Source organism: Chryseobacterium sp. 22532 (assembly GCF_052044665.1).
GTDB classification, from domain to species: domain Bacteria; phylum Bacteroidota; class Bacteroidia; order Flavobacteriales; family Weeksellaceae; genus Chryseobacterium; species Chryseobacterium lathyri.
Map to the genome: position 1 here is coordinate 40366 of NZ_JBQENJ010000008.1, position 13821 is coordinate 54186.

Genomic DNA, 13821 nt, shown 5'->3' on the forward strand with positions numbered 1-13821 from the left:
TATCAAATTATGAAAAAAATTATAAGCATAATACTCTTATTTTTAGTAAGCTTTAGCTTTGCCCAGATAAAATGGATGACTATTGAAGAAGCTTTAAAGGCTCAGAAAGAAAATCCAAAAAAAATCCTGATTGATTTTTATGCCGACTGGTGCGGGCCATGCAAAATCATGGATAAAAAAACATACGGTCACGAAATTATCGCCAAAATCTTAAATGAAAATTACTATCCGGTAAAATTTAATGCTGAAGAAAAACAATCTATTGATGTTTTCGGAAGAACATTTTCCAATGATAATACTGAACATAAAAAAGGAAGGAATTCTTTGCACGAATTCACCCAATATATGAACGTCGGCGCTGTTCCAAGTACTGTATTTCTGGACGAGAAAGGCGGACCTATCACAATCCTTCAGGGAGAATTGTCGGCCAAAGAACTTGAACCTTATTTGGAATTTATTTCGAAAGATCTCTTCAAAAAGATCCGTACCAGGGAACAGTGGGAAGATTACCAGAAAAAATTTAAATCCAAAATCAAAGATTAAACTATACAGCGGCTTTCAAAAATTGAGAGCCGCTTTTTTTGATTTTAAGCTCAATATTTTCGGTAAAAAATTTTAATCTTAAGCCTATTTTCCCGAAATTAGGGCTCATTTTTAAAATGACTTTAGATACTTCTATAGAATATGTAAAAGGCATAGGTCCCGAAAGAGCCAAACTCATCAAGAATGTGTTGGGCCTGTCAACCGTTGACGACCTTCTGAACTTCTACCCTATCCGTTATCTGGATAAAAGTAAAGTATTTAAAATTTCTCAACTCGAGGAAAGTAGTATTGAGTTACAGCTTAAAGGAAGAATCACACAGGTACAGGAAATTCAGACCGGGAAGGTAAAAAGACTTTCTGCAAAATTCAATGATGATACCGGAACGATGGATCTGGTATGGTTTCAGTATTCAAAATGGCTGAAAGAACAGATTCCGATCAACCGTGAAGTTTATATTTTCGGGAAGATCAATGTTTTTAATCGTCAGTTCTCCATGCCTCATCCGGAAATTGAAGCCGTGGAAAATAAAGAAAGTGACACCCGCCTGAAACCTATTTATCCAAGTTCTGAAAAGCTCACTAAAAGAGGTTTGAATCAAAGGTTTTTCCAGGTTGTCTTAAGGAATATCTGCAAAGAGATCCCCAACCTTATTGAAGAAAATTTCCCTGATTATATGATAAAAGCATTTAAGTTTTTATCAAAGCAGCATACTTTTTTAAATATTCATTTTCCAAAGGATATGAAACATTTTGAAAAAGCTGATAACAGACTGAAGTTTGAAGAGTCTTTCTTTTTTCAATTAGGTTATGCCCTCAAAAAGCTTCATCATAAAACCCATTCACCGGGAAATCCATTTCCTGTTGTGGGTGACCATTTTAATGGTTTTTATAATCATCATATCCCTTTTGATCTTACCAATGCACAGAAAAGAGTTTTAAAGGAAATCCGGCTGGACATGAAAAGGCCTATTCAGATGAACAGGCTTCTCCAAGGTGATGTGGGATCCGGAAAAACCATGGTTGCATTGCTTACCATGCTGATTGCTATGGATAATGGTTTTCAGAGTTGCATAATGGCTCCTACTGAAATCCTTGCACAGCAGCATTATAATGGAATTAAAGACCTTTTAACAGAAACAGGGATCAATATCCGTCTTCTGACGGGTTCCACCAAAACTTCAGAGAGAAAGGTCATCCACGAAGAGCTGGAAAACGGAACATTATCGATATTGGTAGGAACGCACGCCGTTCTGGAAGATAAAGTGAGATTTAAAAACCTTGGGCTGGCTATCATTGATGAGCAGCACAGGTTTGGTGTGGCGCAAAGGGCAAAATTATGGGCAAAAAATAGAATTCCTCCGCATATTCTGGTGATGACGGCAACTCCTATCCCAAGAACCCTGGCAATGAGCTTTTACTCTGACCTGGATGTCTCTGTGATCGATGAAATGCCTATGGGAAGAAAGCCTATCATTACTGCCCACCGACGTGAGAAAGACAGAACGTATGTGTATAATTTCTGCAGAGACGAAATAAAAAAAGGAAGACAAGTTTATTTTGTATATCCGTTAATTGAGGAATCAGAAACTTTGGATTATAAAAATCTGATGGAAGGGCTCGATCATGTGATGAATGCGTTCTCCGATTACAATACCACAATGCTGCACGGTAAAATGAAACCTGCTGAAAAAGATATCGCCATGAATTATTTTGCCTCGGGTAAAGCTGAGATTATGGTAGCTACCACCGTGATTGAGGTAGGGGTTAACGTTCCTAATGCTTCTGTAATGGTGATAGAAAGCTCAGAAAGATTCGGGCTTTCGCAGCTTCACCAGCTTCGGGGGCGTGTTGGGAGAGGAGCAGAGCAGAGCTACTGCATACTTATGACTTCTGATAAATTATCGAAGGAAAGCAGAACCCGCATCAAAACGATGACGGAAACTAATGATGGATTCAAGATTTCTGAAGTGGATATGCAGCTCAGAGGTCCCGGAGATATTCTGGGAACACAGCAGAGCGGCGTTGTAGATTTTAAAAAACTTGATCTTGTGAATGATTCCGCCATTATAAAAACCACAAAAAATACAGTTGATAAAATCCTGGAGGCAGATCCACATCTGATAAATCCAGACAATCTGATCATCAAAAATTATTACCTGAAACACTACAGGGGAAAGAATAAGTGGAGCAAAATTTCATAAAAAAACCGCGAAAAGAAAATCTCTCCGCGGCCCCCTTATAAAACTGTTATTTAGAAGAAATTACTTTTAGTCTGCTTAAAAAATTTATTTTAATAGTAGGAACTAATATCTGATTTGGTTTGAAAATATTTATAGGTATTTAAATTCTCAGCCCTGACTATTAAAATAAATTAAAAAAACAAAATGAATTATTTTTCCAACTTGCTTATTATAAAAACTAACTGTTTCAAGTTGAAGGAGTGGGAATGAAACGAATAAATACCCTTCAACTCTCTTAAGTTTTCATGATTGTACCGTTTTGTTTAAAGATCTTCTATGCTTTATAGCTGGAAATAAACATAATTCATTTTGTTAAACTAACATTGTGACTTATATCTTACTTTCTAAATGAAATAATCTATTTTCTACCATCCATTGCTTTTTTATATAGCTAATTTGTGTTCCAAAGTTTACATTTACAAAATTGATGATATTGCGTGGAATTCTTATTATATTATTTTAATTATTAATTATACAATTTTCACTTTTATGTGAATAGTATGCGCTGAATATTATCACTTATTTAAAAAATAAACATCATAAAACCTTTATCCATCATACTTTCATAATAAAATTATCTTTGTTCAGGCCTGAAGAATGATACTGCCAGTTTACAGTAATAATTTCTGTAAGTGATTTTTTAAGACCATCATAAGTCTCAGGTTTTCTCATAAAAATATTGCCTCCGTTAACGAAAATTTCTTCTGTTTCGTTTTCGGAAATCTGGCCGGCGTATACTGCAATTATGATGTTGCTGAATCCATGATTTATTTTAATTTCTCTCAGGCATTCCATACAGCTTTTCCCTGAAATATCATACTTAATGAATATTACTTCAGGAATAATTGCACCATTGCTGCTCAAATATTTCATAAGATCATCTCCGTCCGAGAAACACTGTAATTTCACCCCTATCTTTAAATCTCTGAAAATATTTTTAAAGAATATAATATTACCCTTATCATCATCTACTGTGATTACATTCAGATATTCTTTATTCATACAGCGTTTTTGAATTTATATTAATATTTTGGTTTTCCCTTCTTTTTATAATGGTTTTATGAAACTGAGAAGGTGTGATGCCGGTTGTATTTTTGAATTGGGTGCTTAAATGAGCCACACTTGAATAATTCAGTTTATGGGCAATCTCTGTCAGGCTCTGCTTATTATCCAGAATCAGCTCCTTGGCATACTCTATTTTCTGAAGGATGATGAAGTTTTCTATTGAGGTGTAGGCAACCTCAGAAAAAAGATTGGAAAGATATCCATAACTATGGTTCAGCTTTTCAGCAATATAAATAGATGCTTTAACAGGAACAGCGTTTTCAGAGAAAACAAGCTCTACAATCGCATCTTTTATTTTCTGTACTAAAGCCGTTTTCTGGCTTTCAATAATCTCTATGCCGTAATCTTTAAGATTTTTCTTAAAAAGATTATGCTGCTCCTGGGTAATGGGTTCATAGAACTCCACTTCACCAAAGTTCAGCAGGCGGTATTTTAGCCCGTGCTCTTTTAGCTTCTCATCCAACACTTTCTTGCAGAGAGCATTGAAATCAAATTTTACATACATTTTCATCCTGATATAAGTGTGTCAAATTTCGAAGTAAATATAATAATTTATTTCATTTAAAAGTGAAATAGGTTATTAATTTTTAACATAATATATAAAAAAAGAAAAACTCCTGCATATTGAATACAGGAATTAAACACTAAGGATGAAAAAAATATACTGATAAAAAGCTGCAAAAGCTCAAAACCAAGCATATGAATGTATTATTGAAAGTGATTTGGTTCTGTTACAAAGATGGAATAAAAAAAAACATCACTTGTTATAGAATTAAAATTAAATGTTACAGAATTTTAAGTCAATTATTTGTGAAATACATATTCCATTAAATAATCATCCATAAAATAATTATCGCCTATATCCAAAACCACCTCATCATATACTCTATACCCTTGAGATTCATAGAATTTTTTAGCAGAATTTTCTTTATTAACATTTAAAATAATCCTTTCATCTCCGCTTTCAGAAACTCTATCTTTCAAAAAATTCAATGTCTCTTTTCCAAATCCTTTTCCTTTGCTTTCCGGCACCAGATAAATACGGTGAAGTTTTGTAGTTCCCACTTCATAATTATTCTCATAACCGATAAAGCCTTCAAAAGAACTATTACCTTCATCAAAAATCAGGTAATAATGATAATCCGGATTCTGAAGCTGACTGAGAATTTCTTCTTCTGAATACATTTTCTCCAACATATAATCTATTTGGTCCTGAGAAATAATTCCCGTATAAGCGCTTTCCCATGATCTTTTGGCCAAATTCCGTATCAACGGAATATCCTTTTCTGTTGCTGCTGTTAATTTCATATTTTTTGATTAAAAAAAGTGAAAAGCCGGAACTTTTCACCTGTTATTTTATTGTTAATAGCCAATGGTGAATTTTGCTTCGCAAGTGAATGGGCAATTTTTACATTTAAAAATTCACCATTGACTATTCACTATTCACATCTTTTAAATTTTCGCCATTTCAGCTTTAATTTTCGCGTAAAGACCTTCTGAAGCAGGAACTAAAGGAAGTCTCAGATAGTTTTTAATAATTCCTTTTTCTGTAAGGATTACTTTGATTCCACAAGGATTTCCTTCTGCAAAAATCAGTCTTGTAATTTCTACCAGCTTATTATGAATATCATAAGCTTCCTTCACTTTTCCATCAAAGGCCAGCTGGACCATGGTAGAAAATTCTTTCGGATACCCCTGCCCTATTACAGAGATTACTCCGTCTCCTCCCGCTAAAGTCACAGGAAGGGTATATTCATCATCTCCGGAAACCAATGAAAATCCTTCAGGTTTCTTTCTCAAAATATCAAAATACTGAAGAATATTGGGTGCCGCTTCTTTGATCATGAATAGATTCGGGAATTCATTGGCCAAACGAATAGTGGTATCAGCCTCAACATTCTGACCTGTTCTTGACGGAACATTGTAAATAATAATATCTTTTCCGGTAGATGCCAGCATTTTATAGTGCTGGTAAAGGCCTTCCTGATTAGGTTTATTGTAATATGGAGATACCGAAAGTACGGCATCAAATGCAGAAAGATCTGCTCCTTCAATCTGTTTCTTTACTTCAAGAGTATTATTTCCGCCAATTCCCAAAACCAGGGGGAGGCGTTTATTATTAACCTTAATGATATGCTCAATTACCTGTTTCTTCTCCTCTTCAGAAAGTGTTGCAGCTTCTGCTGTAGTTCCCAAAACAACCAAATAATTGGTTCCGTTTTCGATATTATACTCAACAAGTTTTGTTAAACTATCGAAATCAACGGATAAATCTTCATTAAAGGGTGTTACCAACGCAACACCTACTCCTTTTAAAATGCTCATCTGTTAGAATTATTTTTTTCAAATTTAATAATTTACGATAAGAATTTATAATAAATAATAATGTTTTATTATACATATAATTATATTTGCATATACTAAAAGATATTATGACATCGCTATGATCGAAGTTGTTTACAAAAACACTATAATTAATGGTGATTACATATGATCTTTAAAAAAATAATTTGCAACATATGAAAAATAAATTCTTGTTATTAGGAATTGCTCTGGCCACACTTACTGCCTGCAAAACAGCATCTACACTGCAGTTGGCACAAGTTCAGCCTCAGAAAAACATTTCTATTAATAATGAGCTAAAGAATGATGAGGAGTTTGTAAAAGTTATTGAACCCTATAAGCAAAAACTGGACAAAGAGATGAATCAAAAGATCTCCCACACCAGTATAGATCTTACAAAACAGGGTGATAACAGTAATCTGGGCAATCTTTTGGCCGACTATACCTTTGAAGGTGCCGATGCATGGACGAAAAAGAATCTTAATAAAAGTGTAGATGCTGCCCTGATCAATATCGGCGGAATACGTACTACAATTGGAAAAGGAGATATTCTTCTGAAAAGTGTTTTTGAAGTAATGCCTTTCGAAAATGAAGTGATCATTGTAAAAATGAAAGGATCGGATCTGCAGGGACTTTTTGATTATTATGCAAAAACTCAGGTCAATAATCCTGTTTCTCATTTATATATTGAAACCAATAACGGGCAGCTTACCAAATCCCAGATTAATGGGAAGCCAGTAAATCCTGATCAAGATTATTATATCGCTACTTCAGATTATCTGGCGCTTGGCGGAGACAATATGAAATTCTTTTCCAAAGGGGAATCTATTTCTACAGGAATCAGATTAAGGGATCTTTTCATTGAATATTTCAGAAAAACGTCTGAGGTAGTTCCGAATACAGATGTTCGTTTAAATTTTATCGGTAAGAAATAATGGATAGAAAAAGTTTTTTAAAAGTAATAGGTAGCGGATCTTTAGCAGCAGCTTTAGCTCCCAATATGATGATGGCAGAAGAATTGAAATTCAATCCTTTTCAATCTGAAAATAAACTCACCATTCTTCATACCAACGATCAACATAGCAGAATAGAGCCTTTTGACGCAAGCTATACCAAAAATCCCAATCAGGGAGGATTTGCAAGAAGGGCAAGCTTGATACAGCAGATCAGAAGCCAGGAAAGCAATGTTCTTCTTCTGGATTCCGGTGATATTTTTCAGGGAACTCCTTATTTTAATTTCTTTGGGGGCGAACTGGAATTTAAGCTGATGTCTATGATGAAGTACGATGCTTCAACAATGGGAAATCATGATTTTGACAATAGCCTGGACGGTTTCCTGAAAGTTCTTCCTAATGCAAAATTTCCATTTATCTGTTCAAACTATGATTTTAAAAATACAGTTTTGGATGGGAAAACTTCACAGTATAAGATTTTTAATAAAAATGGAATAAAAGTCGGAATTTTCGGAGTAGGTATTCAGCTGGACGGCCTTGTGGGCAAGAAGCAGTATGGTGAAACCGTATATTCAGATCCTGTAGATGTAGCACAACATTATTCCAATTTCCTGAAAAACGAACAAAAATGTGATCTTGTGATCTGCCTTTCTCATATCGGCTATGATTATAAAGATGAACCCAATAAAGTAAGCGACAAAATTCTGGCTGCCAAAACAGAAAATATTGATATTATCCTGGGTGGGCATACCCATACTTTTTTACCTGAACCGCAGACGTTTACCAACAGACAGGGTAAAAATGTTCTGGTAAATCAGGTAGGATGGGCAGGTCTTCTTCTTGGCAGAATAGACTTTTACTTTGATGCAAATAAAAATGTAAAGCATATTTCCTGGAACAACCAGATCATAGACAGCAGCATAACCGTATAATATGAAAAAACTCTCTTTAATCTCTCTTGGTATTTTAGCATCCCTGCAGTTCGTGAATGCGCAGGTGATTTCGTCAAAAAAATGGACGGATCTTTTTTCTTATAACAATGTCTTGGCTATGAAAGAAGACAATGGGAAAATAATTGCCGCTACTGAAAACGGGATATTTTACTATACCATTTCAACCGGAGAGATGACCAAGCTGTCAAAAGCTAACGGACTCCATGACGTTAATATATCCGCCTTCGACTATAACCCACAAACTAAAATAGGTGTAATAGGATATGCAAACGGTTCTATGGATGTGATTACCCCGCAGGAGATCAAATATATTGTTGATATTCCTATCGCAACCGGCTATAACGGAAGCAAAAGGATCAATCATATTTCAATTACAGGGGATCAGGCTGTAGTATCTGTAGGCTATGGAGTTTCTATATTTAACATTAACAAAAAAGAATTCGGAGATTCTGCATTCTTTGTAACCGGTGGTGTATATGAAGCCAGCAACGAAGCAACCCTATTTGGAAACAAAGTATATTCTGTAACCAATACCGGCCTTAAAAGCCACGAAATGAACACTACATTTCCGGTATTCTCTACCTGGTCGACAGAAATTCCCGGATCTTATAAACATATTGACGCTGAATCCTCTCTTATATTTTCATCCGCCACCTCAGCATTTATCTACAATAACGGTACGGGCACTCCGCTTCCGGCAAGTTTCGGAAACATCCAGGATATTGTTATCAATTCAAGCAACATTATAGTAACAGACAGCAGAATATATACATTCGGACTAAACGGAGTATCTTTAGGCGCTGTAAGTATGGGGGAAGATTGCAACACAGCCATAACAGCTAACGGAAAGGTATACGGCGGAACAATACTTTCGGGAATAAAGGAAGAAAGTGGTACTACTTATAAACCATCAGGACCATATTCAAATTCTTCATACAAGATCAATCTGTATGACAATAATCAAATGCTGGTGTCTTCCGGATCAAGACTGAACAGATACAATCAGCCAGGAGATAATCCTAAAAAACCCGGATTTTATTATTTTAACGGATCAGAGTGGCTTCGATCATCTTTTTTTTCAACAACTTCCGCTCCAATCAATGTACTGGATGCTGTAATGAATCCTTCTGACAACAGTGAAGTCTTTTTCACCAATTATACAGTAGGTTCACAAGGTGTATATAAAATGAAATACAATACTGGCAATAAAGATTTTGATTTAGTAAAGTATTATGATTTAGGAGCACCAAGTATGTATTACCGTCGTCCTGTAGGATTTGCACATGATAATCAAAATAATCTTTTTGTTTCTTTTGGCTTCAACGATGGAAGTCCGTCCATTGGAATCTATGATAGGGGAACTGATGATTTTGTGATAAAAAAATTCGGAATAACAAGTGATGGTATACAAACTCCTGTCTACTATGAAAATATGCTGTGGATCCCAACCCCGAGAAGCAATAATTTTATAGTTTACGATTATAAAAACGCGACCAATCTTTCTGATGACACTGATTACATATTACAAGATACCAACGGATTCGCAGGAAATGCAAGAGGAAGCTTATCAGTAGCTTTTAGTAAATCAGGGGATGCCTGGATCGGCACCGACAGCGGCTTAAGAATATTGCCCAATGCTGCTACAGGAATAAAAAATCCGGATCCGAAGGTGGAACCTATCATCATAGAACAGGGCGGACTTGGAGAAGAACTTTTCAGAGATGCCCAAATACAGCAGATAGAAGTAGACGCCGGAGATTATAAATGGATTTCTATAGACGGTGGTGGTGTATATTACCTTTCTTCCGACGGACAGCAGACTATAAAACATTTTACAAAAGAAAACTCCCCTCTTCCAACCAATTCCGTTACCGATATAAAGGTAGACAGAAAAACAGGAAAAGTATATTTTGTAACGTTTAACGGTATTGTAGCTTATCAGGGGGATGTAGCAGATGTGACTGCCAACTTCGGGAATGTGGTAGTCTATCCTAATCCTGTAGTCTATTCAAACTTTAAAGGAAAAGTTACTATTAAAGGGCTTGCAGAAAAAACAAATATCAGAATTGCTGATGCGGCAGGAAATGTAATACATTCTGCAGTAGCCAGAGGAGGTTATTATGAATGGGATCTTAACAACATGAAAGGGAACAGGGTAGCTTCAGGTATTTATTTTGTATTGATGACCAATGAAGACGGTTCAGATAAAGCTACTGCAAAAATAGCTGTGGTTAATTAATGAATTCACAAAACGGATTTTTATTATCATTCATAAAATACGGTGAAAATGATGCAGTTCTGCATTGTTTTACAGAAGACGAAGGCTTTCAGACCTATTTCGTAAAGGGGATTTATTCCAAAAGAAATAAAAAGAAAGCTCTGCTTCAGCCTTTGACTATGCTCAGCTTTACCATTAATCCTGCAAGAGGTAACGGAATTCCTTCAGTCTCAAGATTTGAGTTGGTAAAGAACTATGATATGTATATGGATATCAAAGCCAATACAGTCATATTCTTCATCTCAGACTTTCTGAATCAGGTTTTAAGACACGAAAATAAAAATCCAAATCTATTTTTCAGTATCGATGAATTTGTCAATGAACTGGCCGGCAAAAATTATCAGTGCCATCTTCTTTTTTTAATTACGGTATTGAAAATTCAGGGAGTAGCTCCTTTGATCAATGACGGCCAATATTTAGATCCCGAGACAGGAACATTCTCTGTAACTCCTTCTCATCAGTTGTTTACCGAAGAAATATCAGCCATCTGGAAAACAGCCATCTGCTCAGAAAATCTTTATGCAACAAAGATACACCCCTCATTAAGAAAAGATTTTTTGGATAGTCTTCTGGTCTATTACCATTATCATATTACAGACTTTAAAATACCGACATCGCTGGAGGTTATCCAACAGATTTTTGAATAGTCTGAAGGTAAGGAATGTTGAACTCCCAGCCATTATCCCTTTGCCTCTTCAGGCATTTCCGTTTCAGATTCTGCTATTTCTTTTTTGGAGAATCTTGGCTGCAGAATCTTTGCAATAAGGCCCGTCCATCCTGTTTGATGGGAAGCTCCTACTCCTCTTCCATTATCCCCATGAAAATATTCGTAGAATAAAATATAGTCTTTAAAATCCGGATCAGTCTGAAATCTTTCATACTGGCCGTTGACCGGACGTTTTCCGTTTTCATCCATTAAAAAAATTTTAGATAGCCTTTTACTTAAAGCATCTGCAATCTGGTCCAGGTTGGAATAGCTTCCGCTTCCGGTAGGATATTCCACCAGAAAATCGGGGCTGTAATAGAAGAAAAACCGCTGAAGACTCTCAATAATCAGAAAATTGATTGGAAACCAGATTGGTCCGCGCCAATTGCTGTTTCCCCCAAAAAGACTGCTGTCACTTTCCGCAGGAGTATATTTTACACAATAATCTGCTCCGTTCAAATTCAAGGTATAGGGATTCTGTTCATATTCTTTCGACAATGCCCGCACTCCATACTCGCTTAAAAACTCTTCAGGATTCAGCATTCTTTTGAGCAGCCTTTTTAACCGATGGCCACGCAACAGCGACAGAAGATGTTTGGAATCCTGTCCCTTCACTTCCCATCTTGATACCAGGGAAGCCAGTTCCGGTTTGTTTTCAAGAACCCATTTCATTCTCTTTTTAAAATTGGGCAGATTTTCGATCATTTCATCATCAATTACCTCTACGGCAAACATAGGTATCAGTCCCACGATAGTTCTCAATCTTAAATACATATGATTGCTATCGCTGGAAGAAATAGCATCATAGAAAAATTCATCTTCCTGATCCCAAAGACTGAAATCCTCATCCCCCATATTATCCAGTGAATTGGCAATGGAAAGGAAGTGCTCAAAAAACTTCATCGCCATTTCTTCATACACATTGTTATACAGTGCCAGCTCAAGGGCAATTCTCATCATATTCAGGGCAAACATGGCCATCCAGCTTGTTCCGTCCGATTGTTCCAGCTGTTCACCATTCGGCAGCGTCGTGTTTCGGTCAAAAACTCCGATATTATCAAGACCTAAAAAGCCTCCTTCAAAAATATTATTACCATTATTATCTTTTTTGTTGACCCACCATGTAAAATTCATGAGCAGCTTCTGAAATGCACTTTCCAGGAATTCAATATCAGGTTTCCCTTTGATATATTCATCAATTTTAAAAACCCTAAAAACCGCCCAGGCATGAACCGGAGGATTCACATCGCTGAAATTCCATTCATAGGCAGGAAGCTGTCCGTTAGGATGCATATACCATTCAAACAGGAAAAGTTTCAACTGGTACTTTGCAAAATCCGGGTCAATTAACGAAAAACTGATCGTATGAAATGCCAGATCCCATGTCGCATACCACGGATATTCCCACTTATCGGGCATAGAAATGATATGTTCATTATTAAGGTGCTTCCATTCAAAATTTCTGATCTTTTCTCGGGATTTTGGAGGCGGCATTTCTGCAGGATCTCCTTTCAGCCACTTTTCTACATTATAGTGATAAAACATTTTGTTCCAGAGCATTCCGGCAAAAGCCTGCCGTTGGACCAATTTTTCATCTTCTGATTCTATACCTTTCTGAATTTCAGCATAAAACTCATCCGCTTCTTTTTTCCTCACATCAAAAATATCTTCAAAATCAGCAAATGGATCTTTTAAGTCCTTATCCGTCATTCTGAATTCAAAAGTTCTTGTTTCTCTGGCTTGCAGGATTTCATCAAGAAGAAAAGAAGCCTTAGTTCCGGTACTCTGGGGATTTACGGACTGGGAATTTCCATTAATAACAAAATCATTGATTCCATCCTTACAGTATTTTGATTCGTTGGCCGACTGATAAAGTTTTTCGGTATTGGTTTCATTATCACAAAACAGGGTCTTCAGAGACTGCCTGGCATATACATTTTTGATTTCAATATTTTTGTGGTTAACCGAAATATGCCGCGCATCTTCGCTGCCCAGTTGTGGCTTATAGCTATCATAACCCCATTTCCAGGTATTCCTGAACCATATTGTTGGCAGTATGACAATGGGAGCTTCATTCTGAGATTTGTTGATTATTGTAAGCCTGATCAAAATATCATGCTCACTTTCTTTAGCATATTCAATAAAGAGATCAAAATATTCATTCTGATCAAAGATTCCTGTATCAATCAGTTCATATTCCGGTTCATTCTTATTTCTTTCTGCATTGACTTTTAAAAGATCTTCATAAGGGAAAGCATTCTGAGGATATTTGTACAGCATCTTCATATAAGAATGAGTAGGTGTGGAATCCAGATAGTAAAAATATTCTTTTACATCTTCCCCATGGTTTCCCTGTCCGTTGGTAAGACCAAAGAAACGCTCTTTCACCATTTTATCTTTTTTATTCCAGAATCCTATAGAAAAAACCAACTGCTGAAGGTCGTCACAGATCCCGCAAATACCCTCTTCACCCCAACGATAGTTTTTGGCTTCTGCAGTATCATGAGTGGTATAATTCCATGCATCCCCAGTTTCGCTGTAGTCTTCACGGACTAGTCCCCACTCACGGTTGCTGACATAAGGACCCCATTTCTTCCATAATATTTCTGAAAGTCGTTGTTTTTCGGACATGTGTAGTTTTTTTGTAAAATTTATTGATGAATAGAGATAAGAATAAAGAGGAAAGACTTAAGACGTGAGACGTCAGATTTTCAAACTATTAAAATAAAAACTTTAATTA

Annotated in this window: 11 protein-coding genes; 6 read left to right on the forward strand and 5 right to left on the reverse strand. The window is 36.1% G+C overall.

What is annotated here, in order from left to right; translation table 11 throughout:
* Positions 1 to 9: 9 nt before the first annotated feature.
* Positions 10 to 543, forward strand: a complete 534-nt coding sequence (locus ACTJIV_RS19030; RefSeq protein ID WP_223558409.1) for a thioredoxin family protein — start codon at positions 10 to 12, stop codon at positions 541 to 543.
* Positions 544 to 659: 116 nt separating this feature from the next.
* Entirely contained in the window at positions 660 to 2744 is a 2085-nt protein-coding gene (gene recG / locus ACTJIV_RS19035) for an ATP-dependent DNA helicase RecG (RefSeq protein WP_440629143.1), read from the forward strand.
* Positions 2745 to 3338: 594 nt separating this feature from the next.
* On the opposite strand, the gene ACTJIV_RS19040 is transcribed toward recG, so the two are convergent.
* The 4 genes from ACTJIV_RS19040 to dapA form a co-directional block, all read right to left on the reverse strand.
* Positions 3339 to 3785 carry a response regulator gene (locus ACTJIV_RS19040; RefSeq protein WP_440629144.1) on the reverse strand — a complete coding sequence of 149 codons (447 nt, stop codon included), beginning with the start codon at positions 3783 to 3785 and terminating at the stop codon, positions 3339 to 3341.
* Positions 3778 to 4359, reverse strand: a complete 582-nt coding sequence (locus ACTJIV_RS19045) for a helix-turn-helix domain-containing protein (RefSeq protein WP_440629145.1) — start codon at positions 4357 to 4359, stop codon at positions 3778 to 3780. Before ACTJIV_RS19045 ends, ACTJIV_RS19040 begins: the two co-directional genes overlap by 8 nt.
* A 293-nt stretch (positions 4360 to 4652) precedes the next feature.
* On the reverse strand, positions 4653 to 5156 hold the full coding sequence (locus tag ACTJIV_RS19050; protein WP_440629146.1) for a GNAT family N-acetyltransferase: 504 nt from the start codon (positions 5154 to 5156) through the stop codon (positions 4653 to 4655).
* 144 nt (positions 5157 to 5300) lie between these two features.
* Positions 5301 to 6173: a 4-hydroxy-tetrahydrodipicolinate synthase gene (dapA, locus tag ACTJIV_RS19055; RefSeq protein ID WP_440629147.1), complete on the reverse strand. Its 873-nt coding sequence runs from the start codon at positions 6171 to 6173 to the stop codon at positions 5301 to 5303.
* A 194-nt stretch (positions 6174 to 6367) separates the two neighbouring features.
* Between dapA and ACTJIV_RS19060 the strand changes: the two genes are divergently transcribed.
* From ACTJIV_RS19060 to recO, 4 genes are read left to right on the forward strand one after another with little or no spacing between them, the layout of a single operon-like run.
* Entirely contained in the window at positions 6368 to 7126 is a 759-nt protein-coding gene (locus ACTJIV_RS19060; RefSeq protein WP_336379744.1) for a 5'-nucleotidase, read from the forward strand.
* A complete protein-coding gene (locus tag ACTJIV_RS19065; protein WP_223558406.1) occupies positions 7126 to 8076 on the forward strand; it encodes a bifunctional metallophosphatase/5'-nucleotidase in 951 nt (316 codons plus the stop codon). Before ACTJIV_RS19060 ends, ACTJIV_RS19065 begins: the two co-directional genes overlap by 1 nt.
* 1 nt (position 8077) lies before the next feature.
* Positions 8078 to 10336 carry a type IX secretion system anionic LPS delivery protein PorZ gene (gene porZ / locus ACTJIV_RS19070; RefSeq protein WP_440629148.1) on the forward strand — a complete coding sequence of 753 codons (2259 nt, stop codon included), beginning with the start codon at positions 8078 to 8080 and terminating at the stop codon, positions 10334 to 10336.
* On the forward strand, positions 10336 to 11022 hold the full coding sequence (gene recO / locus ACTJIV_RS19075; RefSeq protein WP_440629149.1) for a DNA repair protein RecO: 687 nt from the start codon (positions 10336 to 10338) through the stop codon (positions 11020 to 11022). The genes porZ and recO overlap by 1 nt, the downstream gene beginning before the upstream one ends.
* 32 nt (positions 11023 to 11054) lie before the next feature.
* On the opposite strand, the gene ACTJIV_RS19080 is transcribed toward recO, so the two are convergent.
* A complete protein-coding gene (locus tag ACTJIV_RS19080) occupies positions 11055 to 13712 on the reverse strand; it encodes an MGH1-like glycoside hydrolase domain-containing protein (protein WP_440629150.1) in 2658 nt (885 codons plus the stop codon).
* Between the last annotated feature and the right edge of the window lie 109 nt (positions 13713 to 13821).